Source organism: Pelagicoccus sp. SDUM812002, from assembly GCF_031127835.1.
Classification (GTDB): Bacteria; Verrucomicrobiota; Verrucomicrobiia; order Opitutales; family Opitutaceae; genus Pelagicoccus.
In genome coordinates this window covers 221,586-238,524 of record NZ_JARXHX010000004.1, presented here as the reverse complement: position 1 = coordinate 238,524, position 16,939 = coordinate 221,586, and the positions used below count along the sequence as shown (strand labels likewise).

Below are 16,939 nucleotides of genomic sequence, written 5' to 3'. Positions count from 1 at the left end.
CGACTGATACTAAGAACGATGATTCTCGCGAATAAATGGGAGGATTACGAAATCCTCGAATGCGGCGAAGGCATGAAAAAGGAACGCTGGGGCGACGTCGTCCTCGTGCGTCCTGACCCTCAAGTCATTTGGCCAAGGGCTACCCCCGACTGGGGGAAGTATGACGCCCTCTACCAGCGTAGCTCCAAAGGGGGAGGCAACTGGGACTACCGCAAAAGCCTACCCGAAAGCTGGATCATAAAATATAAAGATCGACGCTTCAAAATACGTCCAACCAACTTTAAGCATACCGGCCTGTTCCCTGAGCAAGCAGTCAACTGGGATTGGTTTGGCAAAAAAATCAAAGATTCTCCCAAGCCGGCAAAGGTACTCAACCTCTTCGGCTACACTGGTGGTGCGACTGTCGCTGCTGCAGCCGCCGGCGCAGAGGTTTGCCACGTCGACGCGGCAAAAGGCATGGTAGCCTGGTGCCGAGAGAACGCGGCCCTAAGCAACCTCAGCGAAGCACCCATCCGCTACATCGTCGACGACTGCATGAAGTTCGTGGAACGCGAAATTCGCCGCGGCACAAAGTATCAGGGTATCATCATGGACCCACCCTCCTACGGTCGCGGCAGCAAAGGCGAAGTCTGGCAGTTCGAGCGAGATCTCTACGGGTTACTACAGAAGTGCACTAAAATATTCGACTCGTCGGGTCTCTTCTTCCTCGTCAATGCTTATACGACCGGAGTTTCGCCAACCGTAGTTGGAAACTTATTACGCGAATCGATGTCAGCCTTCCAAGGAAACGTTAGCTCGGGCGAAGTGGGCCTCCCCATTTCTGGTACTTTAAACACCCTCCCATGCGGACTTTACGCTCGCTGGGAAGCCTAGAATACTGACACGATTGTGTTACAATACGCCTGCCTAAGTGGTTCAGGTTTGCATGCAAATATACCGGAGGCACAGATTCGACGTTTCAACAACGACCATCGACAATGCCGAAATACGACTTCGTAAAGAGCAAGTTCTTCAATTTCTACCGTAACATAGACTACCCGACCTATAAGCAGGAAAAGGAGGCTCTACAAATTGAGCTCCTTAAAATGCAGCACTGGGTCGTGGAAAACAATAAGCGGGTCGCAATCGTTTTCGAAGGAAGGGACGCCGCTGGCAAAGGATCGTCCATCAAGCGCTTCATCGAGTACATGATGCCCAAGGACTTGCGCGTCGTAGAGCTTGGCATTCCCACCCCGGGCGAATCCAAGTACTGGTTCAGACGCTATGAAAAGCATTTCCCAAAACCTGGCGAAATAGTATTCTTCGACCGCTCCTGGTACAACCGAGCCATGATCGAGCCGACCATGGGGTACTGTAAAAAAAGTCAGTACAAGTATTTTATGAGCAAGGTGCTCGACTGGGAAGAAAAGCATATCGACGACGGTCTTATCCTCATAAAACTCTACCTGTCCGTCAGCAAAGAAACCCAACTGGTCCGCTTCCAAGAACGTATCACCAATCCCCTCAAGTATTGGAAATACTCCACGAACGACGAAAAGGTTCGCGAGTATTGGGACGTTCTCACCAAATACAAAGAACAGATGTTCGAGCGCACTTCGTCAGTGAAAAGCCCTTGGGTCGTCATCGGCTCGAATAACAAGTTGGAAGCTCGGCTAAAAGCGATGCTGTACGTCCTAACCACAATCCCCCACGACAGTTGGAAGAAATTCCGGCCACTCTCCAAGAAGAAGACGCGAACCCGCTACAGCAAGACCATCGAAGGTGTACAATTCAACAACCTGAACTATCGCCAATTCAAACTACTCGAAACCTTGCAAGCCCTCTACGATGCATAAACTAGGCAAAGTCGAAGCCGCTGGTGGACTCACCATCGACAAAAACGATCGGATCCTTTTCATCTTCAAAGACGGGAAATGGGACTTACCCAAAGGCTTGATAGATCGGGGAAAATCCGCCTCAAAAACAGCGCTGCAGGAAACCGCTGAGGAAACTGGCCTCGACCCCGACAAACTAAGCGTATTGACCGAGTTGATACCCACCGTACACATTTCGAAATACGCAAAAACGAAGTCGCTTAAAGAGACCCGCTGGTTCCTGATCCAGTACACAGGCTCGAAAACGTCATTCGAACCGCAACGCGACGAAGGCATCGAACATTGCGCATGGATCCCGCTTTGGGACCTCGAGCGGCCATTGGCAAACTGCGCTGCTCGTATTCACTATTTGGTGCACTTCTGGCTTAAGTTCCGCAAGGAGCTGGATTACTAGGAGCGTGACGCAGTCGTATCCAGCATTTGGACACAACAACGGCGGCTTATCTTGCGATAAGCAGCCGTCTGAAGTGGCACGGAGTAAGGGAGTCGAACCCCTAACCTCCTGATTCGTAGTCAGGTGCTCTATCCAATTGAGCTAACCCCGCTTCAGTGGTAACCGCCGTAGTGGCGATCAGGGTCAGGAAGAAAGTAGCTTTAGCTCCTCCTGACAAGGACTTTTTTCAAAAAAAATAAACCGCCCGATTTCCACCGGGCGGTCTCCTTAAATTTGTGTATTACCTTAATTGAGAAGCCTAGACTTTCGGCAAGCTTGCCGGGATATCGACTTCGTGCGTGTCCTTACGCTTGACTCTCTGGAGGCGTGAGCGGCGGCGCAGCATGCGATCAAGCTTGTCGACAAGCAGATCTACCGCTTTGTAGCAATCAGGGTCTGCCACAGAGACGTTCATCGACGGACCATTGATCTCAATGTGACCTTTCGCGATGAACTCGTGCTCGCTACCACCCTTTCCGTAGACGCATTCTAGTTCAACCTTGACCCGTATGATGCGCTCCTCATGCCTGAAGAGTCGTTCCACCTTATCCGTGACGCTCTGCTTGATTGCCTCAGTCAGATCCATATGGATACCGGTGATAATTAGGTCGTGGTTGTTCTCAGTGTACATGATACTCCTTTGGTTATTAGGTTTTCGATGGAAAGCCCCAGCAATTCAGAGCAAAACGTATGGGCTCTAAATACAACCTAGTCATAGTGACTGGAGGTTCGTCTGGGATTGGAAAATCAATCATCGAGGATATTTCGAAGCTAGATCCGGAAGCGTCGCTTTTCAATCTTTCTCGTCGGATTCCGGCATCTTTTTACAACGACCCGAAGAGAGTTCACCTTGAGTGCGACCTAGCGGATCGAGCCTGCCGCATTCGGGTATTAGACGATCTTGAGCGACGCATAAGTGACTCCACCCAACAAGGCCCAATACTTCTCGTTAATAATGCCGGCTTCGGAATCTACGGCGACTTGGGAAGGAATTCTCCGGCCGAACACCTGGAGCTTCTCGAGGTGAACGTATGCGCCTTGGTCGAGCTCACCACCCGACTGCTACCTTTGATTAAGAAACGCGGTGGAGCGATTATGAACATCGCCTCTACCTCGGCTTTCCAACCGACTCCCTACCTTGCGACCTACGGGGCAAGCAAAGCTTTCGTACTCAGCTGGACCCTCGCCCTTAACGAAGAACTCCGCGGCACCGCCGCCCATGCGATTGCGGTCTGCCCCGGCCCCACGAAAACGGAATTCTTCAAGCGAGCCGGTTTCGCGAAGCGAGTCGTCCCTGCGGGTTATTCCCACAGTCCCGAACAAGTTTCGAGTATGGCATTGAAAGCCCTCGAACGCCGCAGGACCTTCACGACCACGGGCACGTTAAACAAAGTTTTGTCCCTGCTCGTCTTTATCCTTCCACTCTCGCTTCGCACACGTGCGGCCGGAAAATTTATTCGACGCTTTCGCTCCGATCCAAGCAACTAGTAAACTTATGCCCGCAACAGAATGGGGATGGCTCGTAACGCCTGAAGAACTCGAGGATTGGATCCTACAAAACGACGACCATGTCATCTTGGTCAACAAGCCGGCCCTGCTGGTGTGCCACCCGTCCAAGCAGGGCCCTTGGTCCTCCCTCGCGGGAGCATGCCGCGAATACCTCCAGTCCGATCGCTCTCACCTCGTTTCCCGTCTCGATCGCGAGACGAGCGGCATCGTGCTCTTCGCCAAGCACCGCCTCAAGGCACGCCACTTGCAGATGGCGTTCGAGCAGCGCAAGGTAGAGAAAACCTATCTCGCCATCGTAGAAGGAGAGCTCACTAAAGAAGTCCTCGTCGACGCTCCACTTGGCCCCGACACACAAAGCATCGTGCGAGCGAAAAACACAGTTCGCCACGACGGTAGACGTCAAGAGGCCCAGACGAAGTACACACCCTTGCACAGCAACGGACACTACACCCTTGCCAAGGTCGATCCTATCACTGGTCGAAAGCACCAAATCCGCGCTCACGCCCTGCACATCGGGCACCCAATCGTCGGCGACAAGCTCTACGGACCCGACGAAGGCCTATTCCTCGATTTCATCGAAGATGGTTGGACCAAAAAGATGGCGGAGATCCTTCCGATCAATCGTCATGCCTTACATGCCTATCGGATGATATTCGACATCGAGACGGGACCGGAGACCTACATTGCGCCTCTGACTACAGATTTGGTCGATTTCTGCCGCGAAAAACTCGGCCTTTCCACCGAGGCGTTAGACGATATCCTCCGAAGCGTTTAAGGGAGAGCACTCTACTCCAATCCCCTATCTGTAAAGCGATTGTGAATTTACACTTTATTTAACAGGTCAAATCGGTTCTAATCCGAACATGAGATTCAACATGTTCGGCATCATTTCCCTCATGATCTCCGCGATCTTCATCTGGATTTACGTGGTAGACTCACTCTGGACAATTGCCCGCTCGTTGGTCGCATAGGAAAAAGATCAGCTATCCCAAACCTCGATTTAAAAGGAGGCCGCTCTCACAGATAGAGCGGTCTTTTTTTGGTCCACCGACAATCAAGCGCCACAACTCAGCGTAGAGGTAGCCAACCAACCTCCTACCACTGTGCAAGATTCCTCCAAGCAAGATCCGCTGGCCCTCTCCAACGTCAAACGCTTCATTGCGTTCCGCCTCCTATTCAACGCCCGCTTCTACTACCCGATCTTTACGATACTCTTTCTTGATTTCGGACTCACGCTCGAGCAGTTCGCCATATTGAATGCAGTTTGGGCGATCACGATAGTGCTGCTTGAAGTCCCATCTGGAGCGTTGGCAGATACCATTGGACGACGCAATCTCGTGGTACTCTCCGCCTTCATCATGGTGGCAGAGATGCTGCTCATCGCATTCGCACCGATCGGCAATTCACAGGTCGTCTTCTATCTTTTCCTAGCCAACCGCATCCTGAGTGGTGCTGCTGAAGCTGCGGCTAGCGGTGCCGACGAGGCCCTAGCGTTTGACTCGCTCAAAGAGAGAGGTCTCGAAGAAATGTGGGGCAAGGTGTTGGAACGGCAGATGCGTTTCCAGTCAATCGCTTTTGTGATCGCAATGAGCACCGGTGCTATTCTTTACGACGTTGATAAGCTAAATGCGATCATCCAATTCTTCGGGGTCGAATGGGAGCTGACCAAATCCACAGCAATGCGACTTCCGATACTTGGAACACTCGGCCTCGGTATTCTCGCAGTCATTACGACGCTTGGCATGCGAGAGACGAGCGGCACCGAGCCAGTGAGACATTCTTGGGCGACCGTAAAGAAATCGTTCACCAACACACTAGAGGCTGGCAACTGGATCCTGAAAACGCCCCTCGCCTTCGTGATCATTTGCGCCGGCATGCTCTTCGACCACGTCGTACGCATGGTGCTGACCTTGAATAGTGAATACTACCGGCAGATCGACTTACCAGAGTTCAGCTATGGCTTCATCGGAGCCGGGCTCGCCCTCCTCGGCACCATCATGCCGAAGCTCGGCGAAAAGATGGTGGATGGACGCAGCAAAGCCTTCAATTTCATAGCCCTTGCTCTCACTATCTCGGTTGGACTTTGGGTTATGTCCCAATTCATTCCTTTCTGGGGAGCTCTGCCTATGATCCTTGTGTACGGCGGCATATTCCTAAACGGATTCTTCGTAAGCCACTACCTGAACCAAATCACCGACTCAAGGCACCGAGCCACCGTGCTAAGCTTCAAGGGACTATCTTTTAATCTAGCGTATGGCGTAATCGGATACATTTACGCGGCTTCGATTGCCCGGCTTCGGGAGAGCGACCAAATTGCGTCGTTGCCAGATGAGGAAGTCAGCAAAACCCTTTTCCAAACTGTCTTCGCATGGGGACCCACATATTTTTCAATCCTTGCCGTCGCCGTTTTTTTCTTCGCAATGATACGCTTGAAGAGCAGCGGGATAAAGCGGGAGACGGCCCAATAATCTCAGGCGACCTCAGAATGAGTGCCCAGTTCCAGTTCTTGGAACCATTCGGGAATACAAGCTAAAATCCGCAGCACAGTGCCAACGTGGATCACTTGGCTAAGAGCCAGTCCATTTTCGCTCACTTGCTGAGTGTTTTCTGTTATTCCATCGGAAAGGCGGGCCACAACCTCTAAGCGAACTCTTAGTTGCTTAAACTTTTTGTAGTACTCCGTATCCGTAATTTGGACCTTCCTTGACTTACGCGGACGCATCTCGGCTTGTAGCTTCACGACTTGCTCGTTGATCCAAACCTTGCATTCTTCCTGGAAACTGTCGCGAAAACTGCCTACCGCTTTGAGTAGCTGCTCTTGCAACGTTCGAACTTTATCCTTGGGAACCACACGCATCAACGCCACCAATTCTTGGGATCTTAACAACTCCGGGCTTAGGTCCGCGACTTCATTGTTGGAGTGTTTTTGCCCGTCAAGCATACGGTGATTCGTGAGGATGTGACGCAGGTGATCCTGGATATCCATGTATGATACGTACCCAATATCGCTTCGCAAAGCGCCCCATTGCCGTTCACAGACCGACAGGAACTTCTTGCTGCGAACTGCATGTCCCTCGCCTTCATGCCCAAAGGAGTTCGAGGCGTATCCATCTGCGACTTGATTGAAAGTGTCCTCAGCGACCTGAGCAAACTCCTCAAGTTTGCTTTGACCCTCTTCCACGACTTCGAGGAAGAATTTCTCGCAGTGCTTTTCTAGCTCTTCGAGCTCGTTAACCTCTATTTTAGGCTCTGCTTTGGACTTTTTCTTCTCTTCCTCCTCATAAAAGTCGTTCATCGAAGTCGAGACCGGCAGACTCTTGCCGGTACTGTCCTTAAGCACCTGCATTGCGATGTAGCAAGCAATGCCGAAAAACGCGCAAACGGCCACGATTCCCAACACATCAGTGATGGCATCGCTTGGGTGGCCTCCCGGTAATTTGGCAAGCAGCATCAAGTTCATGTTCTCGAGGAAAAGGTACATTAAGACCCCCTATAACTCGGCAAAAAGCTAAGATTATTTACAAAACTCCGCAAACGAAGAGCAGGGGAAAAGTCCCTAGCCGAACATTGACGGAACTTTTACGAAAAATGACCAGCTTATCGGCGTTTAGCCCTTTGTATCCAGCAGTGTTCCTAACATCTCGTGATGGGCTTGAATCACCCGAGCGTTCGCACCGTACATCGCTTCGGCATTTGCCATCTCGATTATTGGATTCGGTCCAAATTCGCCACGAGCGATTTCTGCAGCTGCCTTTTCATGCTTACGCATGCTCCGGCCCATACCCTCTCGAGCTTTGTCGAAAATGGTTGATGCACTCGTTGTTACTGGGCGGATTGCCATGCTTTATTCTAGCAAATCCCAACCAGAAAAACCATCGAGCAATCTGCTCAAAATGCCATGAACGCGTCACTCTATCGACTAGCGCCATTCATGCTTAGGATAACGCCCCTTTAGCTCCTTCTTTATCCCCTCGTACGAACCTGTCCAGAACGCAGCCAGATCGTTGGTCATCTGGATCGGCCTCATGTTCGGAGCGAGAAGCTCAATCCGCGGCTGCGCTCTTCCTTGGCAAAATTTAGGTGTATCCGGAATGTCATACAAACATTGAATCTTCGCCGATAGTGTGAGCTGACCTTCCCCATCGACTCTCAAGCGAGCAGGTTTCCCATTGGGCAGCTTGATTCTCTCCTGCAGCTCGCGCTCCACCATGGCGAGCGTTTCTGGCCCCACCCAATCCTTTAGAATAGGCAGCACGTCCTTACGCTTCAAATCCTTGACACTTTTGACTCCTTCGCAGCACTGCTCCAAAATAAAATCGCGCGATTCATCATCGATCGCATCAAAACCGTATTCAGAAAACGTTGACGCGACAAAGTTCACCTTCCGGATAAAATGCTCAACCTCATCATCCCATTTTGCTAGCTTTGCCTTACCTTCCTTTATCAAACGAGCGAATGCTTCCGCAGCCTTTGAAGGGTCAGGTTCTAAACTTTCCTTCGATGAGATCTCTAAGTCCTGGAAACGTATCACTTGACGTTCCACCACTCGCTTTTGTTTTTCATCGAAAACCGTTTCGACCTCGTCCGTGAACAAATCAGGGAAGAGTTCCTCCAACCAAGTAACCTCAATTGCCGAGCAAAGGTTAAAAACGGTGTTCACCTTACCCCCTTGGCGTCCGATCTCGTTCACTTCGCAGGCCACAAACAACTCAGCATCGCCAACCTGGCTTTCGCGAGCTAGATCGCCCCTTCTCTTACCGACCATGGAACAGCGAAGCGTTCCTCTGTCTAAACGTCGACACACGCGATCCGGAAAGCCAAACAACACGCACTTTCGCACCGCTACATCCTTATCGCTTCCTTCCTCCACGCCTCCTGTCGTCGCCATCAGGCCGCTCGCCTCAGCGTATTGAGAAAGTTGATTCGCGACCTTCAAGACTTGGCGAGCACTTTGGGCGTGCACACCGATCTCTTGGCAGAATCGCAAATCGAAACGTTCCTTGAGCGCGGCTTCCCAAGCCGACATTTGAGCGATAATATCGCTTTCGCCAGCATCGCCCCAAAGCGTTTCGCGGCGCTTCTCTACCGACTTGTCCACCTTGCGTAGCAGAATACTGCGGGACTGGGCCAAAGCGGCCGCGAGGGCTATTTCATCGACGCAACCAAAATCCTGTGCGGCCATCAACATGGAGGCGTATCTTGGATGCAGCGGAAATCCGCTCATCTTTCGGCCACGCTTCGTCAACCTTCCCTGCGAGTTGATCGCCTCAAGCCCATGTAAGAGTTGCACTGCATCTTTGAGCCGTTCCTCGTTCGGGCGCTCGAACCACTCGAACGCATCCACAGATTCAATACCGGTAGCTAAAAGCGACAATAGCATCTCGGACAGATCGACCCGACGCACCTCTGGCTCCTCAAATCGAGCGCGCCCTGCATGTTCGCGCTCGCTCCAAAGTCGAATCGCCCGCCCTTCAGCCGTACGACCCGCGCGTCCGGCACGCTGCTTGGCAGAGGCGTCGCTAATCTTTTCGATCCAAAGCGTGTTGATTCCACGAACTGGATCGTAGCGGGCGACGCGAGCTTGTCCGCTATCCACGACTAAGCGCACATTATCAATTGTCAGCGAAGTTTCCGCTACATTTGTGGCAACGATGACCTTGCGGCGCTCTCCGCCCTCCACCGCCTTGTCCTGATCCTTCACGCTCAATTCGCTGTGCAATGGAAGTAGCTCAAACTCCCTCGACGATAAGCGACTCCCAAGAGCCACTATCGTTTTGCCGATTTCAAAGGCCCCCGGCATAAACACAAGCGCATGCCCTTCGGCCTGATGCGCCAATGCCTCTACTGTCGCTTTCGCTGCAAGCTCCCAAACGGGCAGGTCGCTGTTGGCCAATCGATTTTCTAGGTACTCAATTTCGACCGGATAGGTCCGTCCTTCGCTTCTGAGAACTTCGCATGGACTCAAGTACTCCTCGAGCTCCGAAGTATCAAGGGTCGCGGACATGATGATCAACTTCAAATCTGGACGGCTGCTCCGCTGCAGCATCAGGGCCCGGGCCAACGTGAGGTCAGCGTGCAAGCTCCGCTCATGAAATTCGTCGAAGACGATACAAGAGACCCCTTTGAGTTCTGGATCCGCAATCATTCTCCGCAATAAAATCCCTTCCGTTACGAAATGGACCCTGGTGTCGCGGGATGTCACCCGTTCATGTCGAACTTGGTAGCCGACGGTCTTTCCGAGCGGTTCGTCGATCTCCCAAGCAACTCGCTTGGCCAACATACGAGCAGCGATGCGCCGGGGTTGAAGAACGATTGCATCGCCTTGCTCCAAAAATCCGTTCCTCAGCAGGAACTGGGGCGTTTGCGTAGACTTGCCGGACCCAGTCGGAGCTTCCAGCACCAATCGGTTCGTATCCGTTAACTTCTTACAAAATTCGGACTCGATTTCCAGAATCGGCAAATCCATACTTTAGCTCGTCTTACAGAACCGCGACTTCGTTCGCCCAGATCTGTTCTAAAGGCTGACGCTCGCGAATGATCGCTATTCGCCCACCTTCACGAACAAGCACTTCTGCTGACTCTGGAAAGCTGTTGTAGTTCTTTGACGACATCGATGAACAATACGCGCCAGCTCCGCCCACTACAAGGTAGTCACCCAGTCTGGCTTCCGTTAAGCGACGCGGCAGTAGTGCTTCTGGGTCGCCTGGCTTGGGGGTCAAAATATCACCCGACTCGCAGCAATGCCCTACCACGATGTACTCTTCTTCGCCGCGGCTAGAATCATCCGCTGGCAAAAGCCACATCGGATGCTGTGCCCCGTACATTGAAGGACGGGTATTATCAGTCATCCCCGTATCCAGCTTGATAAACTTAAATCCAGATTCTCCTGTCGATGTCTCGTCCTGAACACGCGACAAGATTGATGTACAGTTAGCCACGAGATAGGTACCTGGCTCCACCTCAAGGTGAATCTCCCGTCCCGTACGAGATGCGAATGCCTCAAACTCGACCTTCATCTTATGTCCGATTTCTTGCAGGTCCGTAGTCTTCTCGCCCTCAATGCGTCCCACCTTGTACCCGCCGCCGAGGTTCAAGTTAGTGACAGATGGAAACTGATCCACTAGGTCGAGATTCATGCCAACCACTCGGATCCAGACTTCCGGGTCGCTTCCACTACCGATATGTGAGTGTATTCTGAATACATCCAGTTCGAACTTCTCGACGAGTTCTTTTACTTCCTCCAGCTGTTCGTGCCAAATACCAAAAGACGATGCGGGACCGCCTACATTGGTGCGCTGAGTCCCACCAGATCCAAGACCTGGATTGAAACGAAGCCCCACCTTCCCACCGGGAATTTCCGATCCGAATCGCTTGAGCTGGCTGATCGAGCAGACATTCACCGAAATTCCGGACTCGACGAGACTAACGAAATCTTCCGGAAGCTCTTGAGTGCTCAACGAAATGCGTTGCGGCTCGATACCCGCCGCGATGGCCCGACGCACCTCGTGGCCAGAGCTCGCGTCGAAATGAAGGCCCATCGAAGCGAAAAGTCGTAGAATATTCGAGTTCGGGCTCGCCTTCATAGCGTAGCGAGCCGTCAACCCATAGGCATTGGGAAAAGCCAATACTTTGGCCGCGCTATCGCGCAAAGCCGCTTCGCTGTACACGTAACACGGCGTACCTACCTTGCTCTGTATTTGTTCCGCGAGTTCGCGGTCTATGAAATTCTCTGCACTCATTTTATCAAAATTCTAAAAGTCATTTCGCCTTCTCCGAAGACGCACGCCCGTCTGACCCACCTACGGCATCCAAGGGTACTTGGAAAAGTCTGGCTTACGCTTCTCGAGAAAGGAGCGTTTCCCTTCCGTACCCTCTTCCGTCATATAGTACAGATAGGTCGCGTTTCCTGCGAGCTCTTGAATACCAGCTTGCCCGTCGAGTTCCGCGTTGAAAGAGGACTTGAGCAAACGGATTGCCGTTGGGCTATGCTGCAAAACTTCTTGAGCCCACTTGACCCCCTCCGCCTCGAGTTGCGCAACAGGCACGACCGTGTTTACCAAGCCCATGTCCAGCGCTTCTTGAGCGCTGTATTGGCGGCAGGTATACCATATTTCACGAGCCTTCTTTTGTCCCACCATGCGAGCGAGGAAACTGGCACCGAAACCGCCATCAAAGCTGCCTACTCGAGGACCAGTCTGGCCGAAAATAGCATTATCCGCCGCGATTGTTATATCGCAGATGACGTGCAAAACATGTCCGCCTCCGATCGCATAACCAGCCACCAGAGAAATCACGACCTTCGGGATCGAGCGGATCATCTTCTGCAGATCGAGCACGTTGAGACGCGGCACTCCGTCGTCACCTACGTATCCTGCGTGCCCACGCACGCTTTGGTCTCCACCTGAACAGAATGCGTATTTGCCGTCAGTATGCGGACCCGCCCCAGTGAGCAAAATGACTCCGATGGTCTGGTCTTCTCGGGCGTCGCAAAACGCGTGAAACATCTCGCTGACTGTTTGCGGGCGAAAGGCATTCCGCTTTTCCGGCCGGTTAATCGTGATCTTCGCGATACCATTCCACTTGTGGTAAAGGATATCGTGGTACTCGTTGACGGCTTGCCATTCTGCTTGAGACATAGGGCCGGATTCTGGGATCAGAGAAGCTACCTGCAAGCACGAAGCGTCGCAGCGATTCGTCTAGATAAACGACTGGAAATCCGCCGGCGGCTTAGCCTCAAGCTCCAATTCCTCCTCCGTAAGAGGGTGGATAAACTTGAGGTAGCAACTGTGGAGCATGACACGCTCGGGCTGCTTTTCCAGTTTAGGAAGCGGTTTGTAGCCGTAAACGATATCGCCCAAAATGATATGCCGGATACTCTTTAAGTGCACCCGAATCTGATGTGTACGCCCGGTATGAATGCGGCAACGCAGCAAGCTGTAACCCTTGTCTTCAAATGCTTTCACCAAGGTCCAATCCGTCTTGGCCTCGCGAGCGCGACCGCGACCTTCGAAACCGACTCGCATTTTGTGGCGCTGGTTGGGATTTCGCTCGATTGGACGTTCCACCGAACCGCCCCTCAATTCCGGAACGCCGCAACCAAGGGCAAGGTATTCCTTGATCAACGATCGCGACTGGAAGAGCTCACTCAATGCCCGATGCGCAACATCGGTTTTGGCCGCCATTATCAGCCCAGAGGTTTCGCGGTCCAAGCGATGCACGATCCCCGGTCTCTCTATTCCTCCGATGCCGCTAAGTTGTCCCGCGCAGTGATGCAGCAGACCGTGGGCGAGCGTCGGTTCGGCAGGGCCGGCTCCTGGATGCACGACAAGACCAGCTGGCTTGTTGACGACCACCATGTATTCGTCCTCATAGATGATCTCCAGGTCCATGTCGACTGGAGTCATGTCAAGCTTCTCGACTCGAGGCATGGAGAATTCTACGACATCGCCCTCCGAAAGCTTGGCTTTCTTCTCGATCGGATTTCCGTCCACCAAAACCAGGCCTGCTTCGAATGCTCTCTGGAAGTCGGCACGGCTGTGGTTCGGAAACGCGTCCGACAGCATTTTATCAATACGCGCCTTGTAGACGCCTTCGGGAATTTCCCAGGAGATTGTATCGCTCATCATCTTGAGGCCGCGTCTATTTGCGCGATGTATTCGCGTTTCAACGACGCGTCGAGTTGAGAATGCTCAAACCCGTTCTTTGCAAATTGTGCCAGCTCTGCTTTGCTGAAGCCCAAGCGCTGGGCCAGGGAGCGGTACTCATCTAGAATGTCGTTGGCGAAGCAGAGTGGATCGTCCGTGCTGATGGTACAGGTAACTCCAGATTCCATCAACTCCCGCAGCGAGTGATCCTCCAGCCTAGGGAAGACGCCTAGTTTTTCGTTACTCAGCGGGCAGACATCAAGCACAGCGCCTTCGTCCGCTAACCGTTTTACAAGAGTCTTATCTTCAACAGCTCGTACGCCATGCTGGATGCGAAGCGAACCGAGCTGGTCCAGCGCCTCGTAGATTTTGTCTGGGCCTCCAAATTCGCCGGCATGACACTTTATGATTTTCCCCGCATCGCGGCAACGCTGCCAGATCGGCGGGGTCCAGTCCTCAAGATCAAGCCACTCCTGCCCATGTAAATCGATGCCATCGAGCTCCTCCCACTTATGCAGTTTGGCAAGTATGGGCTGCATCGTTTCCGTGTATCCATTGCGGACCATGCCGCCGATAACCCTTACTTCCAGACCTTCCGGAGCGGCCGACTTGATAGCAGAGATTATCTCCGGTCCGTCGACACCAATGAACTCGATCATGTGCAAGTGAAAGCTGGTCTCAACGTATTTGATATTCAACGACACCATTTTCTCGAACATACGCTTGCATGCGAGGTGATAGCGTTCCGCTGAGTCAAACCAAACCACGGCGTGATCGATAAGCAAGTTCTCGAACTCTACGAAATTGGGAAAACGATAATTCGACTTGCGGAAATCCGGGATAGCAGGAAACCGCTCTCCGTCGAGCTCGTTCAACAATTCGTACGGTAAAGCTCCCTCGACATGCAGGTGCGTCTCCGTTTTGGGGATACGCCGGATAAAGTCCTCCAGATCTGGCAGGCTTCCGCTCATGCTACTTGGCAACCAAATTGTTCGGATTGAGCGACAAGAGCTCTTCCGTTACGAACAAGCCATCTTTCCTGATCAACTCGTCGTCGAACCAAATTTCACCACCTCCGCACTCCGGGCGTTGAATACAAACCATGTCCCAGTGAACTTGCGACTTGTTGCCATTGTTGGCCTCTTCATAGGCTTGGCCGGGAGTAAAATGGAATGAGCCGGCGATCTTTTCGTCGAAAAGGATATCGCGCATCGGCTCTTTGATGTACGGATTGAAGCCGATCGCAAACTCGCCGATGTAGCGGGCTCCTTTGTCGGAATCTAAAATCTCATTAAGGCGTTTTGTATTGTTCGCCTTGGCATCGACAATACGGCCTTTCTTGAATTCGAGGCGTATGTTATCGAAAGATACGCCTTGATAGACAGAAGGAGCGTTATACTGCAGCACGCCCTCGACGGTGTCGATCACCGGGCAAGAGAAAACCTCGCCATCCGGTATATTATGCGTGCCCACGCATGCGACGGCTCCAATACCTTTGATAGAAAACTTCAAATCGGTGCCCGGCCCCTTCAGGTGGACGCGATCAGTCTTCGCCATGAGATCCTTCAAAGCAGAGCTCCCTTTCAGCATTCGTGAGTAATCGAGGTTGCAAACCTTGAAAAAGAAGTCCTCGAACGCTTCCGTGCTCATCATGGCCTGCTGGGCCATGGCCGAGGTAGGCCAGCGCAAAACACACCATTTTGTCTTGTTCACCCGCCAATCGAGAACGGGCTTCATCACTTGCGAGACGAGCTGCGCTTGCTCGCTGGGTACATCGGAAGATTCGAAAATATTGTTGGACCCACGGAGCGCGATGTACGCATCCATGTTCTTCATACGCTGCAGCTCGATCGCGCTTTGGATGCGGAGGGATTCTTCGGTCGTCTCGAGAGAGAGTTCACGGTTAACTCGCGCGTGGTTGAGATTCACATACGGGATGGCGCCAATCTCGCGGGCGGAACGGATAAGCTCTACGATGATCTCATCCGGCACGTCGAAAGCGTCGATGAGCACCCGCTCACCTTCCTTCAAGTTGGTGGAATAGCGCGTCAGGTTTTTGGCCAATTGCGAAAGGCGTGGATCGATCATGCCTACTCTACGAATGCATTTGCCGCCATGTTGCAACGCTATAGCTGCAATTAGGACGAGCTAAACAGTGAGTTTACGCTCCACCTTCTCAGTGAAGCACACTCGGGAAACCGCTTCTTCGAAATCGTCCGCGCCACGCATGATGTCGATCTCGAGCCTCAGGTAGTACAGGGGGATGGAAAACGAAATCGTATCCGGAATCCGGACGGCGTCCTTTTCGGTGGTTACGATGTACTCTAGGCCGGCTGCCTTAGCTTCGTCCACGATCTCATGGAGCTCATTGGCGTCAAAGCGGTGGTGATCAGTAAAACGGCGGGTGTAGAGAAGGTTTGCACCGAGGTTTCGCAGGAATCCTTCGAAACTCTGCGGGACCGCGATCCCGCTGAATGCGCCGATGCGACGATTCTTGAGCTCCGCAAGCTCCTTGCGCTGTGTGCCGTTAACTTCCTGCAAGTACTGCGGCCGGTGGGCGCATTCGATGATGTCTACTCCCGGATTGTGCTTTTGGATGAGTGCTTCTAGCTCGGGATCGGGGCGACCGTCGGATTTGGTCAGGAAGACATAAGAAGCACGCTTCAAGTGACGAACCGGCTCCCTCAGGATCCCACGTGGCAGCAACTTTCTGTTTCCAAACGGGTTACTCTTGTCGACAAGCAGAAGATTGAGCCTGCCTTTCAGCGGCAGGTACTGCATCCCGTCGTCGAGGATTAGCGTGTCGCAGCCAAATTTCTTGATTGCGTAGGAACCACTCTTCACGCGGTCCTTATCCACCAAGACCACCACCCCCGGAAGATTTTTGGCGAGCATGAAAGGCTCATCGCCAGCGAGCTCGGAATCCAACAAGACGTGCTCGCCATCGCTCACAATCTTCGGCGGCGGCGCTTCTCCTCCCGTCACGTAAGTTCGCCAAAGCCGATCTTTCAAGGACTCCTTTTTGACCGCTTTGCTTTTGTATCCGCGACTAAGGATCGCAACCTTACGTCCTCGGTTGTGCAGCGAACGGGCGAACTTCTCCACAACCGGCGTCTTTCCAGTGCCGCCCACTGTGAGATTACCCACAACCACCACGAGACAACCGAGCGGTTGATCCTTAAGAAGGCGGTTTCGGTAGAGAAAGAAACGCAGGTGTACCAGCCCGCCAAATACAACGGATAGCGCACGCAACAGGATTTTGAAGGCAATCGCACGCTTGCCACGACGACGGTCATTGACCACTTCGACCGCGAATTCCTCCAGCTGGTTGAGCAATCGCTTGGTGTTGCTGCTGCTCATTCGCTAGGTTCGGAATCGGTTAATCTGGCAGTGCCCCAAAGTCATGAAAGGCCAATGCTTAGACACCCCTACCCAGCTCGCCAAGACCAATCGCGAACCTGGGCCATTTGAAGCCGCTC

Annotated in this window: 16 protein-coding genes and 1 tRNA gene; 6 read left to right on the top strand and 11 right to left on the bottom strand. The window is 52.7% G+C overall.

Annotated features, from left to right (window positions below):
* Positions 1–18: 18 nt before the first annotated feature.
* From QEH53_RS08590 to QEH53_RS08580, 3 genes are all read left to right on the top strand, one after another.
* A complete protein-coding gene (locus QEH53_RS08590; protein WP_309022760.1) occupies positions 19–873 on the top strand; it encodes a class I SAM-dependent methyltransferase in 855 nt (284 codons plus the stop codon).
* A 104-nt stretch (positions 874–977) separates the two neighbouring features.
* Positions 978–1,835 (top strand): polyphosphate kinase 2, encoded by an 858-nt coding sequence (locus tag QEH53_RS08585; protein WP_309022759.1) that lies wholly within the window; start codon positions 978–980, stop codon positions 1,833–1,835.
* A complete protein-coding gene (locus QEH53_RS08580) occupies positions 1,828–2,268 on the top strand; it encodes an NUDIX domain-containing protein (RefSeq protein WP_309022758.1) in 441 nt (146 codons plus the stop codon). The genes QEH53_RS08585 and QEH53_RS08580 overlap by 8 nt, the downstream gene beginning before the upstream one ends.
* 74 nt (positions 2,269–2,342) lie before the next feature.
* On the opposite strand, the gene QEH53_RS08575 is transcribed toward QEH53_RS08580, so the two are convergent.
* Both QEH53_RS08575 and raiA read right to left on the bottom strand, forming a co-directional pair.
* Positions 2,343–2,419 (bottom strand) — tRNA-Arg (locus QEH53_RS08575).
* Positions 2,420–2,566: 147 nt separating this feature from the next.
* Positions 2,567–2,938, bottom strand: a complete 372-nt coding sequence (gene raiA / locus QEH53_RS08570; RefSeq protein ID WP_309022757.1) for a ribosome-associated translation inhibitor RaiA — start codon at positions 2,936–2,938, stop codon at positions 2,567–2,569.
* 59 nt (positions 2,939–2,997) lie between these two features.
* On the opposite strand from raiA, the gene QEH53_RS08565 reads away from it, so the two are divergent.
* The 3 genes from QEH53_RS08565 to QEH53_RS08555 all read left to right on the top strand — a co-directional run bounded on the left by QEH53_RS08565 (position 2,998) and on the right by QEH53_RS08555 (position 6,284).
* Positions 2,998–3,795: an SDR family NAD(P)-dependent oxidoreductase gene (locus tag QEH53_RS08565; protein ID WP_309022756.1), complete on the top strand. Its 798-nt coding sequence runs from the start codon at positions 2,998–3,000 to the stop codon at positions 3,793–3,795.
* Between the two features lie 7 nt (positions 3,796–3,802).
* On the top strand, positions 3,803–4,591 hold the full coding sequence (locus QEH53_RS08560) for an RNA pseudouridine synthase (RefSeq protein ID WP_309022755.1): 789 nt from the start codon (positions 3,803–3,805) through the stop codon (positions 4,589–4,591).
* Positions 4,592–4,919: 328 nt separating this feature from the next.
* Positions 4,920–6,284, top strand: coding sequence for an MFS transporter (locus QEH53_RS08555; RefSeq protein WP_309022754.1), 1,365 nt, complete (start codon positions 4,920–4,922; stop codon positions 6,282–6,284).
* A gap of 2 nt (positions 6,285–6,286) precedes the next feature.
* On the opposite strand, the gene QEH53_RS08550 is transcribed toward QEH53_RS08555, so the two are convergent.
* The 9 genes from QEH53_RS08550 to lpxK all read right to left on the bottom strand — a co-directional run bounded on the left by QEH53_RS08550 (position 6,287) and on the right by lpxK (position 16,820).
* Positions 6,287–7,297, bottom strand: a complete 1,011-nt coding sequence (locus tag QEH53_RS08550; protein WP_309022753.1) for a hypothetical protein — start codon at positions 7,295–7,297, stop codon at positions 6,287–6,289.
* A 126-nt stretch (positions 7,298–7,423) separates the two neighbouring features.
* Entirely contained in the window at positions 7,424–7,657 is a 234-nt protein-coding gene (locus tag QEH53_RS08545) for a hypothetical protein (RefSeq protein ID WP_309022752.1), read from the bottom strand.
* A gap of 78 nt (positions 7,658–7,735) precedes the next feature.
* Positions 7,736–10,282 (bottom strand): ATP-dependent helicase HrpB, encoded by a 2,547-nt coding sequence (gene hrpB, locus QEH53_RS08540; RefSeq protein ID WP_309022751.1) that lies wholly within the window; start codon positions 10,280–10,282, stop codon positions 7,736–7,738.
* Positions 10,283–10,295: 13 nt separating this feature from the next.
* Positions 10,296–11,555 carry a diaminopimelate decarboxylase gene (locus QEH53_RS08535; RefSeq protein WP_309022750.1) on the bottom strand — a complete coding sequence of 420 codons (1,260 nt, stop codon included), beginning with the start codon at positions 11,553–11,555 and terminating at the stop codon, positions 10,296–10,298.
* 60 nt (positions 11,556–11,615) lie between these two features.
* Positions 11,616–12,452 (bottom strand): 1,4-dihydroxy-2-naphthoyl-CoA synthase, encoded by an 837-nt coding sequence (gene menB / locus QEH53_RS08530; RefSeq protein ID WP_309022749.1) that lies wholly within the window; start codon positions 12,450–12,452, stop codon positions 11,616–11,618.
* 60 nt (positions 12,453–12,512) lie between these two features.
* Positions 12,513–13,442, bottom strand: a complete 930-nt coding sequence (locus tag QEH53_RS08525; RefSeq protein WP_309022748.1) for an RluA family pseudouridine synthase — start codon at positions 13,440–13,442, stop codon at positions 12,513–12,515.
* Positions 13,439–14,431 carry an adenosine deaminase family protein gene (locus tag QEH53_RS08520; protein WP_309022747.1) on the bottom strand — a complete coding sequence of 331 codons (993 nt, stop codon included), beginning with the start codon at positions 14,429–14,431 and terminating at the stop codon, positions 13,439–13,441. The genes QEH53_RS08525 and QEH53_RS08520 overlap by 4 nt, the downstream gene beginning before the upstream one ends.
* Position 14,432: 1 nt before the next feature.
* The gene (locus QEH53_RS08515; protein WP_309022746.1) at positions 14,433–15,548 is read right to left on the bottom strand and encodes an aminopeptidase; all 1,116 of its coding nucleotides are present in this window, start codon (positions 15,546–15,548) and stop codon (positions 14,433–14,435) included.
* A 60-nt stretch (positions 15,549–15,608) separates the two neighbouring features.
* The gene (gene lpxK / locus QEH53_RS08510) at positions 15,609–16,820 is read right to left on the bottom strand and encodes a tetraacyldisaccharide 4'-kinase (RefSeq protein ID WP_309022745.1); all 1,212 of its coding nucleotides are present in this window, start codon (positions 16,818–16,820) and stop codon (positions 15,609–15,611) included.
* Positions 16,821–16,939: the final 119 nt, after the last annotated feature.

Bases quoted from the DNA above. Each gene is read 5' to 3' on its own strand.
- QEH53_RS08590 (WP_309022760.1), top strand. From the start codon at position 19: ATGATTCTCGCGAATAAATGGGAGGATTACGAAATCCTCGAATGCGGC.
- QEH53_RS08585 (WP_309022759.1), top strand. From the start codon at position 978: ATGCCGAAATACGACTTCGTAAAGAGCAAGTTCTTCAATTTCTACCGT.
- QEH53_RS08580 (WP_309022758.1), top strand. From the start codon at position 1,828: ATGCATAAACTAGGCAAAGTCGAAGCCGCTGGTGGACTCACCATCGAC.
- raiA (WP_309022757.1), bottom strand. From the start codon at position 2,938: ATGTACACTGAGAACAACCACGACCTAATTATCACCGGTATCCATATG.
- QEH53_RS08565 (WP_309022756.1), top strand. From the start codon at position 2,998: ATGGGCTCTAAATACAACCTAGTCATAGTGACTGGAGGTTCGTCTGGG.
- QEH53_RS08560 (WP_309022755.1), top strand. From the start codon at position 3,803: ATGCCCGCAACAGAATGGGGATGGCTCGTAACGCCTGAAGAACTCGAG.
- QEH53_RS08550 (WP_309022753.1), bottom strand. From the start codon at position 7,297: ATGTACCTTTTCCTCGAGAACATGAACTTGATGCTGCTTGCCAAATTA.
- QEH53_RS08545 (WP_309022752.1), bottom strand. From the start codon at position 7,657: ATGGCAATCCGCCCAGTAACAACGAGTGCATCAACCATTTTCGACAAA.
- hrpB (WP_309022751.1), bottom strand. From the start codon at position 10,282: ATGGATTTGCCGATTCTGGAAATCGAGTCCGAATTTTGTAAGAAGTTA.
- QEH53_RS08535 (WP_309022750.1), bottom strand. From the start codon at position 11,555: ATGAGTGCAGAGAATTTCATAGACCGCGAACTCGCGGAACAAATACAG.
- menB (WP_309022749.1), bottom strand. From the start codon at position 12,452: ATGTCTCAAGCAGAATGGCAAGCCGTCAACGAGTACCACGATATCCTT.
- QEH53_RS08525 (WP_309022748.1), bottom strand. From the start codon at position 13,442: ATGATGAGCGATACAATCTCCTGGGAAATTCCCGAAGGCGTCTACAAG.
- QEH53_RS08520 (WP_309022747.1), bottom strand. From the start codon at position 14,431: ATGAGCGGAAGCCTGCCAGATCTGGAGGACTTTATCCGGCGTATCCCC.
- QEH53_RS08515 (WP_309022746.1), bottom strand. From the start codon at position 15,548: ATGATCGATCCACGCCTTTCGCAATTGGCCAAAAACCTGACGCGCTAT.
- lpxK (WP_309022745.1), bottom strand. From the start codon at position 16,820: ATGAGCAGCAGCAACACCAAGCGATTGCTCAACCAGCTGGAGGAATTC.